This is a genomic window from Rathayibacter sp. Leaf248 (assembly GCF_920939495.1).
Classification (GTDB): domain Bacteria; phylum Actinomycetota; class Actinomycetes; order Actinomycetales; family Microbacteriaceae; genus Rathayibacter; species Rathayibacter caricis.
Genome location: NZ_CAKLAV010000001.1, coordinates 266,217 through 289,083, shown reverse-complemented (window position 1 = coordinate 289,083; position 22,867 = coordinate 266,217). Strand labels below are relative to the sequence as shown.

Below are 22,867 nucleotides of genomic sequence, written 5' to 3'. Positions count from 1 at the left end.
GCGACAGCAGGGGTCTTCGGCGGGGCCCCACCCCCTACTGTTGAGCCATGCAGTCAAAGAAGATCTTCGGCATCGTCCTCGCCGGCGGCGAGGGCAAGCGGCTCATGCCCCTCACGGCCGATCGCGCCAAGCCCGCGGTCCCGTTCGGCGGCCAGTACCGCCTGATCGACTTCGCGCTGTCGAACCTCATCAACTCGGGGCTCACGCAGATCGTCGTGCTGACGCAGTACAAGTCGCACTCGCTCGACCGCCACGTCTCGCAGACCTGGCGCCTCTCGGGTCTGCTCAACTCCTACGTCGCCTCCGTGCCCGCGCAGCAGCGTCTGGGCAAGCGCTGGTTCAGCGGCTCCGCCGACGCGATCCTGCAGAGCCTCAACCTGATCCGCGACGAGAAGCCCGACATCGTCGTCGTGGTCGGCGCCGATCACGTGTACCGCATGGACTTCTCGCAGATGATCGACGCCCACATCAAGTCGGGTGCGAAGGCCACGGTCGCGGCGATCCGCCAGCCGATCGAGCTGGCCGACCAGTTCGGAGTCATCCAGCTCGCGGGCGACGAGGCGGGCGACGGCGTCGTCCCCACCAAGATCGCCGAGTTCCTCGAGAAGCCCAAGGACGCGGTCGGCCTGGCCGACTCGCCCCACGAGGTGCTCGCCTCGATGGGCAACTACGTCTTCGACGCCGACGCGCTGATCGACGCGGTCATCCGCGACGGAGAACTGTCGACCTCCGACCACGACATGGGCGGCGACATCATCCCCGACTTCGTCGCGCGCGGCGAGGCGGGCGTCTACGATCTCAAGCTCAACGAGGTCCCCGGATCGACCGATCGCGACCGCTACTACTGGCGCGACGTCGGCACCATCGACTCCTTCTTCGAGGCGCACCAGGACCTCATCTCGGCGCTGCCCGTCTTCAACCTCTACAACCAGCAGTGGCCGATCTTCTCGTCGCAGCTCAACTCGCCCCCCGCGAAGATCGTGCGGGACGGCAAGGGCAACATGGGCTCGACCGTCGACTCGGTCGTCTCGCTCGGCACCGTCATCTCGGGCGCGCACATCGAGCGCAGCGTCGTGGGTCCGTGGACCGTCATCGAGTCGAACGCGACCGTGACCGACTCGGTGGTCTTCGACAAGGTCCGCATCGGACCGGACGCGCTGGTCGTCCGCGCTATCCTCGACAAGGACGTCGTCGTCGAGCCCGGCGCGCGGGTCGGCGTGGATCACGATCACGACCGCGAGCGCGGGTTCACCGTCACCGACTCGGGGATCACCGTGGTCGGCAAGGGCGTCGTCGTCCGCCCGTAGCACCCCAACGGGCCGAGAGCACTGCGCTTCCGCGCGTCCGGCGTCACCGGCGCGCGGCCCGACCGATCGGACCGTCATGAGTGAGCGTCCTGCGACGCCTGCCCGCTTCCTCGTCGTCCTCGACGCCGATTCGACCCTGCTGCAGGACGAGGTGATCGAGCTCCTCGCGGCCCACGCGGGCTCCGAGGACCTCGTCGCCGCGGTGACCGAGCGCGCGATGCGCGGCGAGATCGACTTCGGCGAGAGCCTGCGGGAGCGGGTGGCGACCCTCGCGGGCGTCCCCGACTCCGTCTGCGAGAGCGTCCGGGCAGGGCTGCGCGTCACTCCCGGCGTGCAGGAGCTCATCGCGGGCGTGCATGACGCGGGCGGACGCATCGGAGTGGTGTCCGGCGGATTCCACGAAGTGCTCGATCCCGTCGCGCGCGAGCTGGGTCTCGACTACGCGCGGGCGAACCGCCTGGCCTCGCACTCCGGTGTGCTGACCGGCGCGGTCAGCGGCCCGGTCATCGACGCGCACGCGAAGGCCGCGGCGCTCCTCGAGTGGGCCGCCGACGCCGGTGTCCCCGCGCAGCGCACCGTCGCCATCGGAGACGGAGCGAACGACCTCGAGATGATGGCGGTCGCCGCACTGGCGGTCGCCTTCAACGCGAAGCCCCTCGTGCGGGAGCGCGCCGATCTCGTCGTCGACGGCATCGATCTCAGCCAGCTCCTCCCGGTGCTCGGTCTGCGCGGCTGACCCCGGTCAGTCCCCCGAGAGCGCGACCAGCCCTGCGCAGGCGAGGGCGAGCGTCCAGCTGACGAGGGAGCCGACGAGGAAGTACTCGGCCTTCGTCCCGCTGTCGCCGTCGCGCGAGATCTCGGGGAAGCGCACGATCCCCTTCGCCGCGAACACCGCTCCCGCGAGGCCGACCGCGCCGGTCAGGGTGAGCCCCGCGACCAGCACGCGCTCCAGCGGGCCGATCGCGCGTCCGCCGCGCAGGTCCGGCAGCGGCGCGGTCTCCGCGGGCGGGCGGAGGAATCGAGCGCGCAGCGACAGGGAACGGCGGGGCTCCGGATGCGGCGCGAGCTCCCGGTGCAGGGCCGCGCGGACGATCACGTTGCCGGTCTCGAGCAGGAGCAGTCCTGCTCCGACGGCGAGGAGCACCTGCTCCAGCGGCCAGCCCGAGGCGGTGCCGTCGAGTCGCGACCACGCGTTCACCAGGGGTCCCTCGGATGCGGCTCCCGCTCTGTCGACCAGGGTGAGCACGAGGACCGCGGCCGCCAGACCGACGACGGCGCGCAGTCCTCCCGGCGGTCGGCGTCCCGCTTCCGTCGTCGTGACCGGGAGCCAGAGCGCCGAGAGGATCACGACGACGACGACTCCGATGACCGGTGCGCCGAGCCCCACGGCGGAGGCGACTGCGGCGACGACGTCGACGACGATGATCGCGATCGCCACCGATCGGAGGCCCAGGTGGGTGCGCAGCACGTCGGCGGCGCCGACGAGGCCGAGCAGCAGGGCGGTCAGCACGCGTCCTCGAAGAGCCTCGCGCCGGTGAGGAGCGCGCCCGCGCTCGCGCGACGCAGCGCCTGCGACACCGCGGACTGCGAGATCGACTCCTGCTCCGCCAGCGTCTTCTGCGGCGTTCCCCGCGCTGCCCCGAGCACGAGTCGGCGGTCCCGCGCGCTCAAGGGCCCGATCAGCGCGTCCCGGGCGAGGAGGTAGGCGTTCACCGCGGCCTCCTCGGCCCCCGGCTCGTCGGAGCCCACGAACCAGGCCCGCGCACTCGGGACGGCGCCGTCCTCGAGCTCGTGGGCGCGGTCGATCGCGGTGCGGGCGCGCCACCACGCCGAGCCGTCCTGCAGGCCGCCCGCGACTCCCGAACCGATCACCCTGATCTCCCCCCGGCCGAGACCGACTCGGCAGTCGACCCCGGCGGGCAGGGACAGGCGCGCGTGCAGGGTGGCCGTGAGGGCGGCGGCGAGCGACGGGTAGACGCCCTGGAATTCGTCGCCCACCGTCGGGTGCAGCGGCTCGATCGCGGGGACGACTCCATCGACGGAGGCGAAGCCGGTCTCGATCTCGTGCTGCGCCACATCGCGGCGCTCGAGTCTGCGCGAACCGACCAGATCGATCAGAACGGCGACGACCGGCGCTTCTCTCATCCGATAAGCCTACAGCTGATATCCGGCGGATATAAGCCCACAGCTGAAGCGATCAGTGCCCCATCCCGAGGCCGCCGTCGACCGGGACCACCGCACCGGAGATGTAGGCGGCCTCGTCGCCGGCGAGCCAGCGGGTGACCTTCGCCACCTCGGCGGCGGTCCCGTACCGGCCGAGCGGGATGCTCTTGCGGTACTCCGCCTGCTGCTCCGCCGGCAGCTCCGCCGTCATGTCGGTCTCGATGAAGCCCGGAGCGACGACGTTCGCGGTGATGTTGCGCGCCCCGAGCTCGCGGGTGAGCGAGCGGGCGAAGCCGACGAGGGCGGCCTTCGACGACGAGTAGTTGATCTGACCCGGTCCGCCGTAGAGGCCCACGACGCTCGAGATCAGGATGACGCGCCCGAACTTCTGCTTGAGCATGCCCTTCGAGGCGCGCTTCACCACACGGAACGCCCCGGTCAGGTTGGTGTCGATGACCGACGTGAAGTCGTCCTCGGTCATGCGCAAGAGGAGGGTGTCGCGGGTGATCCCCGCGTTCGCCACGACGACCTCGACGGGACCGAGCTCGGCCTCCACCTGGGTGAAGGCGGCATCGATGGACGCGGAGTCGGTGACGTCGGCCACGACGGTGAGCGATCCGGCCGGACCCGATCCGGACCGAGCCGTGACGGCGACCCGGTGCCCCGCGGCGACGAACTCCTCGGCGATGGCGAAGCCGATGCCTCGGTTGCCTCCGGTGACGAGGACGGTGCGGGGCGTGGTCATGGTGTCCCTCCTGCCGACGCGCGGACGGCGCCGGACGACCCGTACATCCTACGGGCGCGCGGCGCAACACATCGGGAGATCCCGTCCGCCCAGCCTCCGCGACTCCCCCGCGACGTAGGGTTGTACAGCTGTGAAACCCCGCGAATCGCTCACCTCCCTCCCGCCGTCGCCGACCGCGGAACGTCGCTCCCGCGCGATCAAGTACTCCATCGCGATGGGCATCCGCATGATCTGCGTGATCTGCCTGATCTTCGCGCAGGGGTGGTGGCTCGCGTTCTTCGCCATCGGCGCCATCGTCCTCCCCTACTTCGCCGTGGTGCTCGCGAACGTCGGCGGAGTCGGCGAGAGCGGGAACGTGCAGCGCCCCGGTGCGATCGTCCTGTCGCGCCCCGTGCCGCCGCCCGCATCCGCCCCCGAGTCCGGCTCCTCGACCGACGACCGGGCCGAGGGCGGCGGAGCGACGACGGATCGACCGTGATCCCGCTCGGCACAGCGCCCGAGAAGCACACCTGCTCGAGAGCGGGCTGCACGAGCATCGCGACCTGGGCCGTAGAGTGGCGGAATCCGCGGATCCACGCGGAGGACCGGCGCAAGACCTGGCTCGCCTGCGGTGAGCACCTCGAGTTCCTCCGCGAGTTCCTCGCCGCACGGGAGTTCCCGCTCGAGGTGAGACCGCTTCAGACCATCGACCGGGGGACCTCGCGTTGACCGACTCCACGCCGCGTCCCTCCTGGCGCTTCGTGCTCTCGCGCCGCTGGTTCGGCTACCTCGCCCTCGCGGTGGTCTTCGCCGTCGCCTGCGTGCTGTTGTCGCGCTGGCAGGTGGCGCGCCTGGACGAGGCCGCCTCGACGAACCGGCTCGTCACGGCCAACTGGACGGCCGACCCCGTGGCTCTCGACGACCTGATCGGCGAGGACGGCGCGTGGGACGACGCGCTCGAGTTCCGGCCGGTCGAGGTCACGGGCGTCTACGAGACGCAGGACGAGACGCTCGTCCGCAACCGGCCCTACAACGGCAATCCCGGATTCGAGGTGCTCACACCGCTCCGACTCGCGGACGGCAGCCTGTTCATCGTGGACCGCGGTTGGGTCCCGGTCGGATCCGAGCAGGACTCCCCCGATGCCGTGCCCGCCCCTCCGGAGGGAGAGGTCACGGTGACGGCCAGGATCAAGCCGAGCGAGGGCCGCATCGAGGGGCGCTCCGCTCCCGCCGGTCAGATCGCGACCATCCAGCTCGACGACCTGCGTGCGCAGCTGGGAGAGCCGGTGCGCACGAGCGCCTACGGCCTGCTGGTCTCGGAATCCCCCGCACCCGTCGACGCTCCTCCTCTCGCGGCGCTGAAGCCGGTGGCCGACGAAGGCCTGCACATCAGCTACGCGATCCAGTGGGTGCTGTTCGCGCTGATGGGCTTCGGAGGACTGGGCTGGGCCGTGCGGCACGAGTTCCGGCTGCTCAACGCCGACGATCCCGAGGTCATCGCCGCGGAGGAACGGCGCGAGCAGCGCCGGCTGAAGCGCGGTCGCAGCGACTCCGAGATCGAGGACGAGCTGCTCGACGCCCACCGCTGAGCCGCCGCGCCCGGCGGGGACGGACCGCGATCAGGTCGGAGTGATCAGGCCAGGGTGATCAGGTCGAGGTAGTCCGCGGTCCAGTGGTCCTCGGTGCCCTCGGGCATGATGAGCACCCGCTCGGGGTTCAGCGCCTCGACGGCGCCCTCGTCGTGGCTGACCAGGACCACCGCGCCCTCGTAGTGCGCGAGCGCGTCGAGGATCTCGTCGCGGCTCGCCGGGTCGAGGTTGTTGGTCGGCTCGTCCAGGAGCAGCACGTTCGCCCCGGAGACGACGATCATCGCGAGGGCCAGACGGGTCTTCTCGCCACCCGAGAGCACTCCGGCCGGCTTGTGCGAGTCGTCGCCGGTGAACAGGAACGAGCCCAGGACGCGGCGCGCCTCGGTCTCGGTGAGGTTCGGGCTGCTCGACACCATGTTCTCGAGCACCGAGCGCTTGACGTCGATCGTCTCGTGCTCCTGGGCGTAGTAGCCGATCCGCAGACCGTGGCCGGGCTCGATCGACCCGGTGTCCGGCGCGTCCACCCCGCCGAGGATCCGCAGCAGGGTCGTCTTGCCTGCGCCGTTCAGACCCAGGATGACCACCTTGGATCCGCGATCGATCGCGAGGTCGACGGCGGTGAAGATCTCGAGCGAGCCGTAGCTCTTCGACAGGTTCTCGGCCTGCAGCGGGGTGCGGCCGCAGGGCATCGGCGTCGGGAAGCGCAGCTTGGCGACGCGGTCGACGGCGCGCACCTCCTCGAGGCCGCTCATCATCTTCTCGGCGCGCGCCACCATCTGGTGCGCGGCCGCCGCCTTGGAGGCCTTCGCTCCGAAGCGCGCCGCCTGCAGCTGCAGGGCGCCCGCCTTCTTCTCGACGTTCGCGCGCTCCTTCTTGCGGCGCTCCTCGTCGGCAGCGCGCTGGCGCTGGTAGTTCTTCCAGTTCATGTTGTAGACGTCGATGACCTGGCGGTTCGCATCCAGGTAGAAGACGCGGTTGACCGTCTCGCCGACCAGCTCGATGTCGTGACTGATGACGATGAATCCGCCGCGGTAGTTCTTCAGGAACTCGCGGAGCCACACCACCGAATCCGCGTCGAGGTGGTTGGTCGGCTCGTCCAGGATCAAGGTGCTGGCATCCGAGAACAGGATGCGCGCGAGCTCGATGCGCCGGCGCTGACCGCCCGAGAGCGTCTTCAGCGGCTGATCGAGGATCCGGTCCGGCAGGTTCAGGTTGCTCGCGATCGAGGCCGCCTCGGCCTCCGCGGCGTAACCGCCGAGCGCGAGGAAGCGGTCGGTCAGGTTGCCGTACTTCTTCATCCCCGCCGCACTGATCGCCGGGTCGCTGCTCGACATCGCCTCGGTCGCCTCCGACATGCCCACCACGAGGGAGCCCAGACCGCGGGCGTCGAGGATGCGCGTGCGCGCCAGCTCCTCCGGGTCGCCCGAGCGCGGGTCCTGCGGGAGGTAGCCGATCTCACCGCCGCGATCGACCGTGCCCTTGGCGGCGATGAGGTCGCCGGCCAGCACCTTGGTCAGCGTCGTCTTCCCCGCCCCGTTGCGGCCGACGAGGCCCACCTTGTCGCCGTCGCCCACCCGGAAGGAGACGTTCTCCATCAGGAGTCGGGCGCCGACTCGGAGTTCGAGATCGTGGACGCTCAGCACAGTGCTGTCCGTTCTCGCCAAGAAATGGCGGTCGCTTCGGGAGGTGTGGGGCAAGGGGCCGCGATGCGGCAGCCCTCTAGTATATTTCCTGAGCCGCGGGGCCGGTTCACGTCCGCTGTCCGCGGACGCGTCCGGACCCCTGCGCTCGGCCACCTGCAGGCTCGACCCCGTCGAGCTCGTCCTTCGTCGCCACCGGGCGCCACGGTCTTTGGAGACACTCATGTCCAGCTACTCGCTCGCCCCGTCGCGGCCGGTCCTCGCGGACCGACTGTTCGCGCGCTCGATCGTCACCGATCTCGTCCTGGTGGTCGCCGCCGCGGCCTTCACCGCCGGGATGGCCCAGCTCTACATCCCGATGTGGCCCGTGCCGATCACCGGCCAGACCTTCGCCGTGCTCCTCGCGGGAACCACGCTGGGCGCGCTCCGCGGCGCGCTCGCGATGAGCGTCTACGCGCTGGTCGGCGTGCTCGGCGCCCCGGTCTTCACCGAGGGCTCGAGCGGCTGGGCCGTCCTCGCCGGCCCGACCGGTGGTTACATCGTCGGTTTCGTCCTCGCTTCGATCGTCACCGGATGGCTGGCGCAGCGTCAGTGGGACCGCCGCGTCGTCGGCACCCTGGTCACCTTCCTCGCGGGCACCGCGACGATCTACCTGGTCGGACTCCCCTGGCTCGCGACCGCGCTCGGCTCGCTCGGCTACCCCGCCGATCTCGGCTCCGTCCTCACCGCCGGTCTCGTCCCGTTCCTGATCGGCGACGCCCTCAAGATCGTGCTCGCCGCCGCACTGCTCCCCACGACCTGGGCTCTGCTCCGCCGCCGCTCGAACTGAGCCCGCACGACGGTACGGCGAAGGGCCGGGAGGATGATCCTCCCGGCCCTTCGCCGTACCGGTCTCAGATCGAGAAGCCGAGAGCGCGCATCATGTCGCGGCCGTCGTCGGTGATCCGCTCGGGACCCCACGGCGGCATCCAGACCCAGTTGATCCGGAACGCCTCGACGATGCCGTCGAGCGACTCGGCGGTCTGCTCCTCGAGCACGTCGGTCAGCGGACAGCCCGCCGAGGTGAGCGTCATGTGGATGACGAGAGCGTCGTTCTCGTCGTCCCACCCGAGGTCGTAGATCAGGCCCAGATCGACGACGTTGATCCCGAGCTCGGGATCCATGACGTCCTTGAGCGCCTCCTCGACCTGGTCGAAGAGCTTCGGCTCGAGCGTCGTGACGGCCATGATCAGGCCGTCGCCGTCGTGAGGAAGCGGTCGTAGCCCTCGTCCTCGAGTCGGGTGGCGAGCTCCTTGCCGCCCTGCTCGGCGACGCGGCCGGCGACGAAGACGTGCACGAAGTCGGGCTCGATGTAGCGCAGGATGCGCGTGTAGTGCGTGATCAGCAGCACGCCCAGTCCCGTGTTGGCGTGGGCGCGGTTCACGCCCTCCGAGACGATCTTGAGCGCGTCGACGTCGAGGCCGGAGTCGGTCTCGTCGAGCACGGCGAACTGCGGGGCGAGCAGCTCGAGCTGGAGGATCTCGTTGCGCTTCTTCTCGCCGCCCGAGAAGCCCTCGTTGACGTTGCGCGCCGCGAAGGAGGGGTCCATCCGCAGGTTGCCCATGGCCGCCTTGACGTCCTTGGTCCAGGTGCGGATCGCCGGAGCCTCGCCCGCGATCGCGGTCTTGGCGGTGCGGAGGAAGTTGGTGTTCGTCACTCCGGGGATCTCGACCGGGTACTGCATGGCGAGGAAGAGGCCGGCGCGAGCGCGCTCGTCCACGGACATGTCCAGGACTTCGACGCCGTCGAGGGTGATCGAGCCGCCGTCGACGTGGTACTTGGGGTGGCCCGCGATCGTGTAGGCGAGGGTCGACTTGCCGGACCCGTTCGGGCCCATGATCGCGTGGATCTCACCCTGGTTGATGGTGAGATCGACACCGCGGAGGATCTGCTTGGTCCCCTGCTCGGTCTCGACACTGACGTGGAGATCGCTGATCTGGAGAACGGACATTCAGACTTCCTTCGTGACGGTCGGGTCGATGTAGACGTCGCCGTCGATGATCTCGACGACGAAGACGGGGACCGGCTCGTAGGCCGGCAGGTTGAGGGGCGTCCCGGTGCGGAGGGAGAACTGCGAGCCGTGGGCCCAGCACTCGAGGCTGTCGCCCTCGACGAAGCCCTCAGAGAGGGAGATCTCGCCGTGCGTGCAGGTGTCGCCGATGGCGTGGATCTCGCCGGCCGAGTCCTGGACGACGGCGATGGCGACTCCGTCGACCTCGACGCGCATGGCCTGGTTCGGGACCAGCTCGGAGACCGAGCAGATCATCGCGGCGTTGCTCATGCGGACACCGCCGAGTTGCCGGAACCGGTCTGGCCGGCGCTGCCCGCCAGCTCGGCCTCGATCGCCAGCTGCAGGCGGTCCTCCAGCTCGGCGACCTTGATCTGCTGCACGATCTCGCTGAGGAAGCCGCGGACGACCAGGCGGCGCGCCTCGTCCTCTCGGATGCCGCGCGACTGCAGGTAGAAGAGCTGCTCGTCGTCGAACCGGCCGGTCGCCGAGGCGTGGCCCGCTCCGGCGATGTCGCCGGTCTCGATCTCGAGGTTCGGGATGGAGTCGGCACGGGTGCCGTCGGAGAGGACCAGGTTGCGGTTCTGCTCGTAGCTGTCGGTGCCGGTCGCGCTGTTGCGGATCAGGACGTCGCCGATCCAGACCGTGCGAGCGCCCTGGCCCTGCAGCGCGCCCTTGTAGGTCACACGGCTGCGGGTGTCGGGGGCATCGTGGTCGACGTACACCTGCTGCTCGAGGTGCTGGCCGCCGTCGGCGAAGTAGAGCCCGAAGAGCTCGCCGTCGGCACCGCGCTCGACGAGGTGTGCGGAGGGGTTGACCCGGACGATCGAGCCGCCGAGGGTGACGACGATGTGCTTGACCTTCGCGTCGCGGCCGACGCGGATGAAGTGGTTCGCCAGATGGCGCGCCTCGTCGTCCCACTCCTGCACGGACACGACGGTGAGCTGGGCTCCCTCGCCGACAAGGATCTCGACGTTCTCGGCGAGCGTCGCCGGGCCGTCGTTCTGGAGGACGACGACGCCGCGCGCGTACGGCGCCGCCTCGATGATCGTGTGAGCGGCGCGAGGAGTGGACCCGAGATCCGAGCGGACCAGGGTCGCCACCTTCTCGTCCTCGCCCGCGATGCGCACGACGAGGGCCTGCTCGAAGCTCGACCAGGCGTTGGCGGCCGCGCGGTCCTCGGGCAGTCCGGTGGTGCCGATCCGCTGGTCGTCGCGGCCGACCCACGAGACGTCCACGCCGTCGACCGCGGCGTATTCGAACGCGGTCGGCGAGCCGTCGAGCGGTCCGTCGATGAGATCGGCGAGGCGGGCGACGGGGGTCAGCTTCCAGGCGATCTCGCGCCCGGTGACGGCCTCGAAGGCGTCGACGTCGACCGACGCGAAGCGCTCCGAGCGCGTCTGCACGGGCGTGAAGGCCCCGTCGGAGTGGGCGCTGATGCCCAGGCGCTCGGCAGCGGCAGCGCCGTCGATCTCGGGGGTCGCGGCGCTCGTGGGGACCGTCATCAGGCGGTGGTTCCTTTCGATGGGTGCGGGGCGCCCCGTCCGGGCGCCCCTTCGAGGGGGGAGGCGGGCGTCAACCGACGCTGCCCTCCATCCCCATCTCGATGAGCTTGTTCAGCTCGAGGGCGTACTCCATGGGCAGCTCGCGGGCGATCGGCTCGATGAAGCCGCGGACGATCATGGCCATGGCCTCGTCCTCCGGCAGGCCGCGCGACATCAGGTAGAAGAGCTGCTCCTCGCTGACCTTCGACACGGTCGCCTCGTGGCCGAGCTGCACGTCGTCGACTCGGATGTCGATCGCCGGGTAGGTGTCCGAGCGCGAGATGGTGTCGACGAGCAGTGCGTCGCAGCGCACGGTGTTGGCCGAGTGGTGCGCGTTGGCGTCGACCCGGACCTCTCCGCGGTACCCCGCTCGACCGCCACCGCGGGCGATCGACTTCGAGACGATCGACGACTGCGTGTAAGGCGCCATGTGGACCATCTTCGCGCCGGCGTCCTGGTGCTGCCCGGGCCCCGCGAACGCGACCGAGAGGGTCTCGCCCTTGGCGTGCTCGCCGACCAGGAAGATCGACGGGTACTTCATCGTGACCTTGGATCCGATGTTGCCGTCGATCCACTCCATCGTCGCGCCTTCGTGCGCGATCGCGCGCTTGGTGACGAGGTTGTAGACGTTGTTCGACCAGTTCTGGATCGTCGTGTAGCGCACGCGGGCGTTCTTCTTGACGATGATCTCGACCACGGCCGAGTGCAGCGAGTCCGACTTGTAGATCGGCGCGGTGCAGCCCTCGATGTAGTGCACGTAGCTGTCCTCGTCGGCGATGATCAGCGTCCGCTCGAACTGGCCCATGTTCTCGGTGTTGATGCGGAAGTACGCCTGGAGCGGGATGTCGACGTGCACGCCCTTGGGGACGTACACGAACGAACCGCCCGACCACACGGCGGTGTTCAGGGCCGCGAACTTGTTGTCGCCCGCGGGGATGACGGTGCCGAAGTACTCCTCGAAGATCTCGGGGTGCTCGCGCAGCGCGGTGTCGGTGTCCATGAAGATGACGCCCTGCTCCTCCAGATCCTCGCGGATCTGGTGGTAGACGACCTCGGACTCGTACTGCGCCGCGACGCCGCCGACGAGGCGCTGGCGCTCCGCCTCCGGGATCCCGAGCTTCTCGTACGTGTTCTTGATGTCGTCGGGGAGGTCGTCCCAGGTCTGCGCCTGCTTCTCGGTCGAGCGGACGAAGTACTTGATGTTGTCGAAGTCGATCGCCGACAGGTCGGCGCCCCACGTCGGCATGGGCTTGCGCTCGAACAGCTTCAGCGCCTTCATGCGGCGGTCGCGCATCCAGGCGGGCTCGTTCTTGAGCGCGGAGATGTCGGAGACGACCTCGGGCGAGATCCCGCGGCGCGCGGACGCCCCCGCGGAGTCGGAGTCGGCCCAGCCGAACTCGTAGACGCCGAGGCTCTCGAGCTCGGGGCGGTCGATCAGGATGTCTGACATGTGTACCTCGTTTCCTACCCACTGCTAACCGGTCGGGTTCCGGAGTCATTCCCCGTGGGGCGACCCGGAGCACATTCCGGCTGGTCGCGATCGTGGACGATGCGCGGGGGCGGTTGATGTGCGTGCCTGAGATGTCCTAAGAGAAGTGCTGCGGCGCGTCATCGGGCCGGTGGTCCCTGTCGACGCCGTGTCCGCGCGGATGCCGGGGTCTCACGTCGTACCTGAACCAACTACTCATTCTACAGAGGCGCGCCCGGATGGGAACCCGCTCACCTGGGTGTCGGCCGGGTGCGACGTCCCGCGCCACCAGACGATGGTGGCCATACCGGTGTCGGTGGTCCGTGATGATCTTCGGGCATGCCGAACGACGACTCGATCCCACTGCTCCCCCGCCTCCTGCTCGCCTCCGCAGGCCTCGGGCTCCCGCCCGCGGAGGCCGCGCTCCACCGCCGCCTGGGCACCGCGCTCGCGCGAGACCTGCCCGTCCGGGCGCTGCCGCTCGCCCTGCTGCGACTCCGTGGGCACCTGCGGCGGCCGTCGCGAGGAGGCGCCGGTCGATGAGCCGCGGGGACCCGTCGGGAGCACGGCCGGCGGTGTCAGTGGACGGGCTCGAGCTCCTCCGCCGCCCGGCGGCGCTGAGCACGGACGGTGAACAGCCGGGGGTTCACGTCGAGGAGCACGCGCACGGTGCCCACCCAGACGAGCGCCGAACCCAGCAGGTGCACGGCGACCAGGGCCTCCGGGAGAGCGAGGAGGGACTGCGCGACCCCGACGAGCGCCTGCAACACGACCACGGCGATGTAGGTCGCCGCCCGTCGGCGCGCGAGCTCCGCACCGGCGACCCGGCGCAGGAGCGCGAACAGGACGATGCCGAGCGCGAGCGACGCCGTGCCGAGCACGCCGTGCACCACGGTGACGCTCTCCCAGTGGAAGCGCATCCGGGGCACCTCCGCGGAGTCGCCTGCATGAGGACCGGTGCCGGTCACGAGCGTGCCGACGAGGATCACCAGCAGGGTGACCACGACGAGGGCGATGCTGACGGCGCGGGTGAGCGCGTCCGGCTCGAAGTCCGTGGACTGCGACCGGTGGGCGCGGTGCCACGTCAGCGACGTCGTGGTGAGCAGGGCGATGGCCAGGACGAAGTGCCCCGCGACGATGTAGGGGTTCAGACCCGAGTGCACGGTCGCTCCGCCCGCGAGGGCGTTCGCGACGACCAGCCAGAACTGCGACCAGGCCAGTCGCGTCATCGTCCGGTCGCGCGGCTTCTGGAGTCGCGCCGCAGTGATCGCCCAGCCGACGGCGATGATCAGCACGCCGGTGAAGGCTCTGTTGGTGAACTCGATGAAACCGTGGATCCCGAGCTCCGGGGTCGATGTGAGGGATCCCGCGTCGCAGGCCGGCCAGGTCGGGCAGCCGAGGCCCGATCCGGTCAGTCGCACCACTCCCCCGAAGAAGATGATCAGGATGCTCGCGACGAGTGCCGCGGTCGTGCCCCAGCGCAGGGCCCGCGGCGAGAGCGTGACCCGCTCGGCGAGGAACGAGAAGGGGGTCACCATCAGAACGGCAGCAGGGGATCGATGCCGACGGCGAGGAACAGCAGGGTGAGGTACCCGATCGAGCCGTGGAACACGCGCATCGGCGAGACGTGCTCGTGACGGATCGCGAGGTTGTAGAGGCGGTGGGTCTCGGCGATGAACCAGACGCCGCTCGCGAGCGCGACGACGGTGTACACCGCGCCCATCCCGGCCACGGGGATCAGCAGGAGCGAGCAGGCCACCGTCGCCCAGGCGTACAGGATGACCTGCAGCCCGACGACCGTGCGGCCGCGGACCACCGCGAGCATCGGCACTCCGGCGGCCTGGTAGTCGTCGCGGTACTTCATCGACAGGGGCCAGTAGTGCGGCGGAGTCCACAGGAAGATGACCGAGAAGAGGATCACGGGCGCCCAGTCGAGCGAGTTCGTGACGGCGGCCCAGCCGATGAGCACGGGCATGCACCCGGCGATGCCGCCCCAGACGATGTTCTGCGGGGTGCGGCGCTTGAGGAAGAGCGTGTAGAAGACCACGTAGATGAGGATCGCCGCGAGCGAGAGCCCGGCGGCCAGCCAGTTCGCCGTCAGCCCGAGCCAGACGATCGACAGCACACCGATCGTCGTGGCGAACACCAGCGCGGCCCGGTCCGAGATCTCGCCCGTCACGAGCGGGCGGTTCTTCGTCCGGTTCATGATGCGGTCGATGTCGCGGTCGAAGTAGCAGTTGAAGGCGCCGGCCGACCCGGCGCTCAGCGCTCCGCCGATGAGGACGTTGAGCACGAGCCAGAGGTTCGGGATGCCGCCCTGGGCGAGGATCATCGTCGGGGCCGTCACCACGAGGAGGAGCTCGATCACGCGGGGCTTCGTCAGCGAGACGAAGGCCTTCACCTTGCGAGACAGGGTCGCCCCGGGCGATCCGCCCCGTTCGATCGCGGTGGTCTCTACGGCTACGTCCATTGCTCCTCTAACGTTCGACAATCCCGAACGAGTGTAATGCGCGCAGGCTGGACCCGGGCCCGGTCCATCGGTTCCGTCACACCGCTCCCGCCGCGTGCACGCTTGCCCAAACGACTCCCTACATATGCATCCCGCAACCCCCGTCGGCGAGCGCACCCCCCTCCGTATACTCGGGACTGCTCGCCAGAGCGCCCGGCACGCACCCGAGCCCGCCCCGACCGATCGGTCGCCGCGAGGCCCAGAGGGTCGCCGCCGGAGCATCGTGCCGAAGTCGTCGCGCGGCGTGCTCCACCATGCGAGAGGGCGGACGGTCTGCGTCTGCCCCACGTCTCGAGAAGGGTCAGTACCAAGTGTCAGAACTGCAATGGGAATCCATTGACGAGAAGGCAGTCGACACGGCGAGGGTCCTCGCCGCGGATGCCGTGGAGAAGGTCGGCAACGGTCATCCCGGGACCGCCATGAGCCTCGCTCCGGCCGCGTACCTCCTCTTCCAGAAGGTCATGCGCCGCGACCCCTCCGACAGCACCTGGATCGGCCGCGACCGCTTCATCCTGTCGGTCGGCCACTCCTCGCTGACCCAGTACGTCCAGTTCTACCTGGGCGGCTACGGCCTCGAGCTCGACGACCTGAAGGCGCTGCGCACCTGGGGCTCCAAGACCCCCGGGCACCCCGAGTACGGCCACACGGACGGCGTCGAGATCACGACCGGCCCGCTCGGCCAGGGCCTCGCCTCTGCCGTCGGCTTCGCCTACGCCTCGCGCTTCGAGCGCGACCTGTTCGACCCCGAGGCCGCCGCGGGCACCTCGCCGTTCGACCACTTCGTCTACGTGATCGCCGGCGACGGCGACCTGCAGGAGGGCGTCACCAGCGAGGCCTCCTCGCTCGCCGGCCACCAGCAGCTCGGCAACCTGGTCGTCATCTACGACTCCAACCAGATCTCGATCGAGGACGACACCAACATCGCCTTCACCGAGGACGTCAAGGCCCGCTACGAGGCGTACGACTGGCAGGTCCAGATCGTCGACTGGAAGAAGACCGGCGAGTACCACGAGGACGTCGCCGAGCTCCACGCCGCGATCGAGGCAGCCAAGGGCGAGACCGACAAGCCGTCGCTCATCATCCTGCGCACCATCATCGGCTGGCCCTCGCCGAAGAAGCAGAACACCGGCAAGATCCACGGCTCCGCCCTCGGCGCCGATGAGCTCCGCGGCCTCAAGGAGGTGCTCGGCTTCGACCCCGAGAAGACCTTCGACGTCGCCGACGAGGTCATCGAGCACACTCGCAAGGCCGTCGAGCGCGGCCAGGCGCAGCACGCCGAGTGGACCGAGCAGTTCGACGCGTGGGCCGCGGCCAACCCCGAGAAGAAGGCCCTGCTGGACCGCGTCCTGAGCGGCGACCTCCCCGAGGGCGTCGAGGACGTGCTCCCCGTGTTCGAGCCCGGCAAGGAGGTGTCGACCCGCGCCGCGTCCGGCAAGGTCATCAACGCCCTCGCCGGAGTGATCCCGGAGCTGTGGGGCGGCTCGGCCGATCTCGCCGAGTCGAACAACACCACCATCGAGGGCGCCGGCTCGTTCGTGCCGTCCGAGTTCTCGACCCACGAGTGGACGGGGAAGAAGGGCGGCCGCGTGCTGCACTTCGGCATCCGCGAGCACGCCATGGGCTCGATCCTCAACGGCATCGTCCTGCACGGGAACACCCGCCCCTTCGGCGGCACCTTCCTGATCTTCTCCGACTACATGCGCCCGGCGGTCCGTCTCGCCGCGCTCATGAAGGCGCCGGCCATCTACGTCTGGACCCACGACTCCGTGGCGCTCGGCGAGGACGGCCCGACGCACCAGCCGGTCGAGCAGCTCGCGTCCCTCCGCGCGATCCCGGGACTGGACATCGTCCGCCCCGGCGACGCGAACGAGGTCGCCTACGCCTGGAAGACGATCCTCGAGCGCCGCGAGGGCCCCGCGGGCCTCGCGCTGACCCGTCAGAACATCCCGGTGTTCGAGCGCGGCGAGGGCGAGGCCGAGGGCGAGACCTTCGCTCACGCCTCGAACGTCGCCAAGGGCGCGTACGTGCTCGCCGAGGCGCCCGGCGGCACGCCGGACGTCATCCTCATCGCGACCGGGTCCGAGCTCCAGATCGCCGTCGAGACGCGCGAGAAGCTGAAGGCCGAGGGCGTGAACGCCCGCGTCGTCTCGGCTCCGTCGCTCGAGTGGTTCGAGGAGCAGGACGCGGCCTACCGCGAGAAGGTCCTGCCCTCCGCTGTGAAGGCCCGCGTCTCCATCGAGGCCGGACTGAGCCTCGGCTGGCAGAAGTACGTCGGCGACGCCGGCCGCTCGGTCTCGATCGAGCACTTCGGCGCGTCGGCCGACTACAAGACCCTGTTCCGCGAGTTCGGGATCACCACGGAGGCGGCACTCGCCGCCGCCAAGGAGTCGCTCGCAGCCTCCTGAGCCGAAGGCCGCGTCCACACGGACGCGGCCTTCGCCGTCGGGGCTCCGGCTCCACGCCCGCATCACCTCCGAACGAAGAAGAGAAGAAGAGACATGACCGAGAACACCCCCACCGCAGACCTCTCCGCCGCCGGCGTCAGCATCTGGCTCGACGACCTCTCCCGCACGCGCATCTCCTCGGGCGGGCTCCAGAAGCTCATCGACGAGAAGAACGTCGTCGGAGTCACGACGAACCCGACGATCTTCGCGGCCGCCCTGGCCAACGGCGAGTCGTACGACGCCCAGGTGCGCGAGCTCGCCGCCTCCGGCACCTCCGTCACCGACGCCGTCTTCGAGATCACCACCGACGACGTCGCCGCCGCGTCGGACGTCTTCCGTCCGATCTACGACGCCACCAACGGCTACGACGGCCGCGTGTCGATCGAGGTCGAGCCCGGCCTGGCGCACGACGCGCAGGGCACCATCGAGCAGGCTAAGGCCCTGTGGGCCAAGGTCGACCGCCCGAACGCCATGATCAAGATCCCCGCGACCGTCGAGGGCCTCGAGGCCATCACCGAGGTCATCGGCTCGGGCATCTCGGTCAACGTCACGCTGATCTTCTCGCTCGCCCGCTACCGCGCCGTCATCAACGCGTACCTCGCCGGCCTCGAGAAGGCCAAGGACGCCGGCATCGACCTGTCGACCATCCACTCCGTCGCCTCGTTCTTCGTCTCGCGCGTCGACACCGAGATCGACAAGCGCCTCGAGGCCGTCGGCACCGACGAGGCGAAGGCGCTCAAGAGCAAGTCGGGCGTGGCCAACGCCCAGCTCGCCTACGAGGTCTTCGTCGAGGCGTTCGCGACCGAGCGCGCCCTGCTCCTGCAGGAGTCCGGCGCCAATCGCCAGCGTCCGCTGTGGGCCTCGACCGGGGTGAAGTCGACCGATCTCCCCGACACGCTCTACGTCACCGAGCTCGTCGCGGCCGGCGTCGTCAACACGATGCCCGAGAAGACCCTCGAGGCGACCTTCGACCACGGCGTCATCACCGGCGACACGGTCACGGGCGCCTACGCCGACGCGAACGCCGTCCTCGACGCCGTCGCGGCGCAGGGCGTCTCGTACGCCGAGGTCACCGAGCTGCTCGAGAAGGAGGGCGTGGAGAAGTTCATCGTCTCCTGGAACGAGCTGCTCGACACCGTCACCGCGGCTCTCGAGGGTGCGAAGGCGCAGGCCTGATCATGGCGATCCAGATCCACGTCAGCGGAGACGCCGAGAAGGCCGTCGACCGCGTCGTCCCCGATCTCGTCGCCGACGAGGTCGCCTCGGGCATCACCGCGCAGGTCCCCACGCTGTGGGGCGCCGCCGCGGAGGAGGAGTCGGCCAAGCGCCTCGGCTGGACCGAGTCGACGTCGGTGTCGCGCCCGCTGATCCCCGAGATCCTGGCGCTCCGCGAGGAGTTCGCCTCGAAGGGCATCGATCACATCGTGCTCGGCGGGATGGGCGGATCGTCGCTCGCCCCCGAGGTCATCACGCGCACGGCCGGCGTCGAGCTGACCGTCCTCGACTCGACCGCTCCCGGTCAGGTGCTGGCGGCCCTCCGGGACCGCCTCTCCTCGACCGCCGTCGTGATCTCGTCGAAGTCGGGCTCGACCGTCGAGACCGCGAGCCAGAAGAAGGCCTACGAGAAGGCGTTCACCGAGGCGGGCATCGACCCCCTCGAGCGCATCGTCATCGTGACCGACCCCGGCTCGCCACTGGACACGTCCTCACGCGAGGCCGGCTACCGCGTGTTCAACGCCGACCCGAACATCGGCGGCCGCTTCTCGGCGCTCTCCGCGTTCGGCCTGGTCCCCTCCGGACTCGCCGGCGCCGACATCGAGGCCCTCCTCGACGAGGCCGCGGAGGCCTCGCTCGGTCTCGCCGTCGACTCCCCCGAGAACCCGGGGCTCGTGCTCGGAGCGGCGATCGCCGCCACCAGCCCGCGCCGCGACAAGCTCGCGATCGTCGCCGACGGCACCCACATCGTGGGCTTCGCCGACTGGGCGGAGCAGCTGATCGCCGAGTCCACCGGCAAGGACGGCACCGGGATCCTGCCGGTCGTCCTCGGCACGCTCGCCCCCGAGCTGTCGGAGGACCTGCCCGACGTGCAGGTCGTCCGCCTGGTCGACGACGCGAGCGCGCTGCACCTGTTCCCGCGCGACCGCCACGAGGGCGAGATCCTGCTCTCGGGCTCGCTCGGCGCGCAGATGCTGACCTGGGAGTACGCGGTCGCCGTCGCAGGACGGCTGCTCGGCATCAACCCGTTCGACCAGCCCGATGTCGAGTCCGCGAAGATCGCGACCCGCGCCCTGCTCGAGAAGCGTCCCGAGCCCGAGGCGCCGGCCTTCACCGACGCCGGCATCGAGGTCACGGGCAGCCCCGTGGTCACCGAGGGCGTCTCGACCGTCGCCGAGGCCGTCGACCGCCTCCTCGCCCAGCTCGGCGAGGGCGGCTACGTGGCCATCCAGGCCTACGTCGACCGCCTCGCCGTGCCGCAGCTGGAGGGCGTCCGCGATCTCCTCGCCGCGCAGGCCCAGCGGCCCGTCACCTTCGGGTGGGGTCCCCGCTTCCTGCACTCGACCGGTCAGTACCACAAGGGCGGCGCCCCGACCGGCGTCTTCCTGCAGATCACCGAGCGCGCTACCGCCGATCTCGAGATCCCGGACAGCCCGTTCACCTTCGGGCAGCTGATCCTCGCGCAGGCGGCCGGCGACGCGAGCGTGCTCGCCGAGCACGGCCGACCGGTGCTGACGCTGACGCTGACCGATCCCGAGGCCGACCTCGAAGCCCTCTTCGAGGCCCTCAACAGCTGATCCGACGGGCACGCCGCTCCGCCCCACCGGGGCGGGCGGCGTGCCCGCGATCGGTCCCACCCACTCCTCATCGAGAGCAGTGCGCCGGAGAAGCCGGCACACAGAAGGACACTGCACATGTCTGTGGACATCACCCCCGAGTTCAACCCCCTGCGGTTGAGCTTCGACCGGCGGTTGAACCGGATCGCGGGGCCCAGCGGCCTCGTCATCTTCGGCGTCACCGGCGATCTCTCGCGCAAGAAGCTGATGCCGGCGGTCTACGACCTCGCCAACCGCGGACTGCTGCCCCCCGGATTCGCGCTCGTCGGCTTCGCCCGGCGCGACTGGGACGACCAGGACTTCGAGCAGGTGGTGCACGACTCCGTCAAGAAGTACGCGCGCACCGAGTTCCACGAGGAGGTCTGGGCGCAGCTCGCGCAGGGCATCCGCTTCGTGCAGGGCGAGTTCGACGACCCCGAGGCGTTCACCCGCCTGAAGACCACCGTCGACGAGCTCGATCGCGAGCGCGGCACGATGGGCAACTTCGCCTTCTACCTCTCCATCCCCCCGAAGTCCTTCCCGCAGGTCACCGAGCAGCTGCGCAACTCCGGTCTCGCGGAGCAGAAGGAGGGCCAGTGGCGGCGCGTCGTCATCGAGAAGCCCTTCGGCAGCGACCTCACGACGGCCCGTGAGCTGAACGCCGTCGTCGAGTCGGTCTTCCCGCCCGACTCGGTGTTCCGCATCGACCACTACCTCGGCAAGGAGACGGTCCAGAACATCCTGGCGCTGCGCTTCGCCAACATGATGTACGAGCCGCTCTGGAACTCGAACTACGTCGACCACGTGCAGATCACGATGGCCGAGGACATCGGAGTGGGCGGCCGCGCCGGCTACTACGACGGCATCGGGGCCGCGCGCGACGTGATCCAGAACCACCTCCTCCAGCTCCTCGCCCTCACGGCGATGGAGGAGCCGATCTCGTTCGACGCCGCCGACCTGCGCGCCGAGAAGGAGAAGGTCCTCGCAGCGGTCCGCCTCCCGAAGGACCTCTCCACGGCCACCGCCCGCGGGCAGTACGCCGGCGGCTGGCAGGGTGGCGAGAAGGTCCTCGGCTTCCTCGAGGAGGACGGCATGAGCCCCACCTCGACGACCGAGACGTTCGCGGCCATGCGCCTGGACATCGGCACGCGCCGCTGGGCGGGTGTCCCGTTCTACCTGCGCGCAGGCAAGCGCCTCGGTCGTCGCGTCACCGAGATCGCGGTCGTCTTCAAACGGGCTCCGCAGCAGCTCTTCGCAGAGAGCCAGACGACCTCGCTCGGTCAGAACGCACTCGTCATCCGCGTGCAGCCGGATGAGGGCGTCACCATGCGCTTCGGCTCGAAGGTCCCGGGCGCCGGCATGCAGGTGCGCGACGTGACGATGGACTTCGGCTACGGCCACGCGTTCACCGAGGCGAGCCCCGAGGCCTACGAGCGTCTGATCCTCGACGTCCTCCTGGGCGAGCCCCCGCTGTTCCCCCGCCACGAGGAGGTCGAGCTCTCCTGGAAGATCCTCGACCCGATCGAGGAGTTCTGGGAGACCCAGGGCCAGCCCGAGCAGTACCGCCCCGGAACCTGGGGCCCCGAATCCGCCGACGAGCTCCTCGCCCGCGACGGCCGTACCTGGAGGCGTCCATGATCGTCGATCTGCCCGACACCACGACCAGCGAGGTCTCCAAGACCCTGGTCAAGATCCGCGAGGAGGGCGGCGCCGTCGCTCTCGGACGCGTGCTGACCCTCATCATCGCGACCTCCCGGGGTCACGAGGAGGAGGCGATCGACGCGGCGAACGACGCCTCGCGCGAGCACCCGATGCGCGTCATCGTCGTCTCCAAGGACGACGGGCTCACCACGGTCCCCGTGGACGCCACCCCGCGCGTCGACGCCCAGATCCGGGTCGGCGGCGACGCCGGCGCGAGCGAGGTCGTCGTGCTCCGCCCCTTCGGCGACGCGGCGAACGACGAGGAGAGCCTGGTCACGGGCCTCCTCCTGCCCGACGCCCCCGTGGTCGCCTGGTGGCCGAACAGTGCGCCCGAGAGCGCCTCGAAGTCGCCCATCGGCCGCATCGCGCAGCGGCGCATCACCGACGCCTCGGCGCAGTCGAACCCGGCGGAGGCATTGCACCACCTCGCCTCCACCTACGCCCCCGGCGACACCGACTTCGCCTGGACGCGGCTGACCCTCTGGCGCGCGCAGCTCGCCGCGGTCCTCGACCAGCCGCCGTACGAGCCGATCACGGCCGTCGAGGTGTCGGGCGCTCCCGACTCGCCGTCGACGATCCTGCTCGCCGCGTGGCTCCAGCTCGAACTCGACATCCCGGTCGATCACGAGCTGACCATCAGCGCGACCGGGTCGAGCGGCATCCACGGCGTCAAGCTGATCCGCGCGTCGGGGACCATCGAGCTGGAGCGCTCGTTCCCCAACGTGGCGACGCTGACGCAGCCGGAGCAGCCCGTCCACGACATCTCGCTCCCCCGCCGCAGCCTCCGCGACTGCCTGGCCGAGGAGCTGCGCAGGCTCGACCCGGATGACCTGTACGGTGAAGTCATCTCGCGCGGCGTCGACATGCTCACCGAGCAGACCGGGGCCCGCAGCGCTTCCTGACACGGAGCCGACCATCCGC

At 70.0% G+C, this 22,867-nt stretch carries 23 protein-coding genes; 12 read left to right on the top strand and 11 right to left on the bottom strand.

Annotated features, from left to right (window positions below; translation table 11 throughout):
- The first annotated feature begins 47 nt into the window (after positions 1 to 47).
- Positions 48 to 1,307, top strand: a complete 1,260-nt coding sequence (locus tag LRG51_RS01405; RefSeq protein ID WP_055792030.1) for a glucose-1-phosphate adenylyltransferase — start codon at positions 48 to 50, stop codon at positions 1,305 to 1,307.
- Between the two features lie 76 nt (positions 1,308 to 1,383).
- Entirely contained in the window at positions 1,384 to 2,043 is a 660-nt protein-coding gene (serB, locus tag LRG51_RS01400; protein WP_230670545.1) for a phosphoserine phosphatase SerB, read from the top strand.
- Positions 2,044 to 2,049: 6 nt separating this feature from the next.
- Here the strand turns inward: serB and LRG51_RS01395 are convergent, their stop codons facing one another.
- The 3 genes from LRG51_RS01395 to fabG are packed head-to-tail and all read right to left on the bottom strand — an operon-like array spanning position 2,050 to position 4,215.
- Positions 2,050 to 2,817, bottom strand: coding sequence for a hypothetical protein (locus LRG51_RS01395; RefSeq protein ID WP_055792023.1), 768 nt, complete (start codon positions 2,815 to 2,817; stop codon positions 2,050 to 2,052).
- Complete coding sequence (locus LRG51_RS01390) at positions 2,811 to 3,452, bottom strand: SatD family protein (protein ID WP_230670543.1); 642 nt, start codon at positions 3,450 to 3,452, stop codon at positions 2,811 to 2,813. The genes LRG51_RS01395 and LRG51_RS01390 overlap by 7 nt, the downstream gene beginning before the upstream one ends.
- Positions 3,453 to 3,504: 52 nt before the next feature.
- On the bottom strand, positions 3,505 to 4,215 hold the full coding sequence (gene fabG / locus LRG51_RS01385) for a 3-oxoacyl-ACP reductase FabG (protein WP_055792017.1): 711 nt from the start codon (positions 4,213 to 4,215) through the stop codon (positions 3,505 to 3,507).
- Between the two features lie 130 nt (positions 4,216 to 4,345).
- Here fabG and LRG51_RS01380 point away from each other — a divergent pair, with 130 nt between their 5' ends.
- From LRG51_RS01380 to LRG51_RS01370, 3 genes are read left to right on the top strand one after another with little or no spacing between them, the layout of a single operon-like run.
- On the top strand, positions 4,346 to 4,693 hold the full coding sequence (locus tag LRG51_RS01380) for a DUF3099 domain-containing protein (protein WP_082481421.1): 348 nt from the start codon (positions 4,346 to 4,348) through the stop codon (positions 4,691 to 4,693).
- On the top strand, positions 4,690 to 4,923 hold the full coding sequence (locus LRG51_RS01375) for a hypothetical protein (RefSeq protein WP_055792014.1): 234 nt from the start codon (positions 4,690 to 4,692) through the stop codon (positions 4,921 to 4,923). Before LRG51_RS01380 ends, LRG51_RS01375 begins: the two co-directional genes overlap by 4 nt.
- Complete coding sequence (locus LRG51_RS01370; protein WP_055792012.1) at positions 4,920 to 5,783, top strand: SURF1 family cytochrome oxidase biogenesis protein; 864 nt, start codon at positions 4,920 to 4,922, stop codon at positions 5,781 to 5,783. The genes LRG51_RS01375 and LRG51_RS01370 overlap by 4 nt, the downstream gene beginning before the upstream one ends.
- A 44-nt stretch (positions 5,784 to 5,827) precedes the next feature.
- Here the strand turns inward: LRG51_RS01370 and abc-f are convergent, their stop codons facing one another.
- Positions 5,828 to 7,426, bottom strand: coding sequence for a ribosomal protection-like ABC-F family protein (gene abc-f / locus LRG51_RS01365; RefSeq protein WP_055792009.1), 1,599 nt, complete (start codon positions 7,424 to 7,426; stop codon positions 5,828 to 5,830).
- 220 nt (positions 7,427 to 7,646) lie between these two features.
- Here abc-f and LRG51_RS01360 point away from each other — a divergent pair, with 220 nt between their 5' ends.
- Positions 7,647 to 8,252 (top strand): biotin transporter BioY, encoded by a 606-nt coding sequence (locus tag LRG51_RS01360; protein ID WP_055792006.1) that lies wholly within the window; start codon positions 7,647 to 7,649, stop codon positions 8,250 to 8,252.
- A gap of 64 nt (positions 8,253 to 8,316) precedes the next feature.
- Here the strand turns inward: LRG51_RS01360 and LRG51_RS01355 are convergent, their stop codons facing one another.
- From LRG51_RS01355 to sufB, 5 genes are all read right to left on the bottom strand, one after another.
- A complete protein-coding gene (locus LRG51_RS01355; protein ID WP_055792004.1) occupies positions 8,317 to 8,649 on the bottom strand; it encodes a metal-sulfur cluster assembly factor in 333 nt (110 codons plus the stop codon).
- A 2-nt stretch (positions 8,650 to 8,651) separates the two neighbouring features.
- Positions 8,652 to 9,413 (bottom strand): Fe-S cluster assembly ATPase SufC, encoded by a 762-nt coding sequence (gene sufC / locus LRG51_RS01350; RefSeq protein WP_055792001.1) that lies wholly within the window; start codon positions 9,411 to 9,413, stop codon positions 8,652 to 8,654.
- On the bottom strand, positions 9,414 to 9,743 hold the full coding sequence (locus LRG51_RS01345; RefSeq protein ID WP_082481418.1) for a non-heme iron oxygenase ferredoxin subunit: 330 nt from the start codon (positions 9,741 to 9,743) through the stop codon (positions 9,414 to 9,416). It abuts the gene before it with no gap.
- Positions 9,740 to 10,975 carry a Fe-S cluster assembly protein SufD gene (sufD, locus tag LRG51_RS01340; protein WP_055791999.1) on the bottom strand — a complete coding sequence of 412 codons (1,236 nt, stop codon included), beginning with the start codon at positions 10,973 to 10,975 and terminating at the stop codon, positions 9,740 to 9,742. Before sufD ends, LRG51_RS01345 begins: the two co-directional genes overlap by 4 nt.
- Before the next feature lie 70 nt (positions 10,976 to 11,045).
- A complete protein-coding gene (gene sufB / locus LRG51_RS01335; RefSeq protein WP_055791996.1) occupies positions 11,046 to 12,464 on the bottom strand; it encodes a Fe-S cluster assembly protein SufB in 1,419 nt (472 codons plus the stop codon).
- Between the two features lie 357 nt (positions 12,465 to 12,821).
- Between sufB and LRG51_RS01330 the strand changes: the two genes are divergently transcribed.
- Complete coding sequence (locus LRG51_RS01330) at positions 12,822 to 13,025, top strand: hypothetical protein (RefSeq protein ID WP_055791993.1); 204 nt, start codon at positions 12,822 to 12,824, stop codon at positions 13,023 to 13,025.
- A 35-nt stretch (positions 13,026 to 13,060) separates the two neighbouring features.
- Here the strand turns inward: LRG51_RS01330 and LRG51_RS01325 are convergent, their stop codons facing one another.
- Together LRG51_RS01325 and LRG51_RS01320 are read right to left on the bottom strand one after the other, a co-directional pair.
- Positions 13,061 to 14,020: a COX15/CtaA family protein gene (locus LRG51_RS01325; protein WP_230670540.1), complete on the bottom strand. Its 960-nt coding sequence runs from the start codon at positions 14,018 to 14,020 to the stop codon at positions 13,061 to 13,063.
- Positions 14,020 to 14,952, bottom strand: a complete 933-nt coding sequence (locus LRG51_RS01320) for a heme o synthase (RefSeq protein WP_055791990.1) — start codon at positions 14,950 to 14,952, stop codon at positions 14,020 to 14,022. The genes LRG51_RS01325 and LRG51_RS01320 overlap by 1 nt, the downstream gene beginning before the upstream one ends.
- Positions 14,953 to 15,302: 350 nt before the next feature.
- Here LRG51_RS01320 and tkt point away from each other — a divergent pair, with 350 nt between their 5' ends.
- The 5 genes from tkt (at position 15,303) to LRG51_RS01295 (ending at position 22,848) form a co-directional block, all read left to right on the top strand.
- The gene (gene tkt / locus LRG51_RS01315; protein WP_230670537.1) at positions 15,303 to 17,396 is read left to right on the top strand and encodes a transketolase; all 2,094 of its coding nucleotides are present in this window, start codon (positions 15,303 to 15,305) and stop codon (positions 17,394 to 17,396) included.
- A gap of 93 nt (positions 17,397 to 17,489) precedes the next feature.
- Complete coding sequence (tal, locus tag LRG51_RS01310) at positions 17,490 to 18,611, top strand: transaldolase (protein WP_107575243.1); 1,122 nt, start codon at positions 17,490 to 17,492, stop codon at positions 18,609 to 18,611.
- Positions 18,612 to 18,613: 2 nt separating this feature from the next.
- On the top strand, positions 18,614 to 20,227 hold the full coding sequence (locus LRG51_RS01305) for a glucose-6-phosphate isomerase (RefSeq protein ID WP_107575244.1): 1,614 nt from the start codon (positions 18,614 to 18,616) through the stop codon (positions 20,225 to 20,227).
- A gap of 117 nt (positions 20,228 to 20,344) precedes the next feature.
- Positions 20,345 to 21,883, top strand: a complete 1,539-nt coding sequence (gene zwf / locus LRG51_RS01300; protein ID WP_055791978.1) for a glucose-6-phosphate dehydrogenase — start codon at positions 20,345 to 20,347, stop codon at positions 21,881 to 21,883.
- Positions 21,880 to 22,848: a glucose-6-phosphate dehydrogenase assembly protein OpcA gene (locus LRG51_RS01295; protein ID WP_230670535.1), complete on the top strand. Its 969-nt coding sequence runs from the start codon at positions 21,880 to 21,882 to the stop codon at positions 22,846 to 22,848. Before zwf ends, LRG51_RS01295 begins: the two co-directional genes overlap by 4 nt.
- Positions 22,849 to 22,867 lie beyond the last annotated feature (19 nt).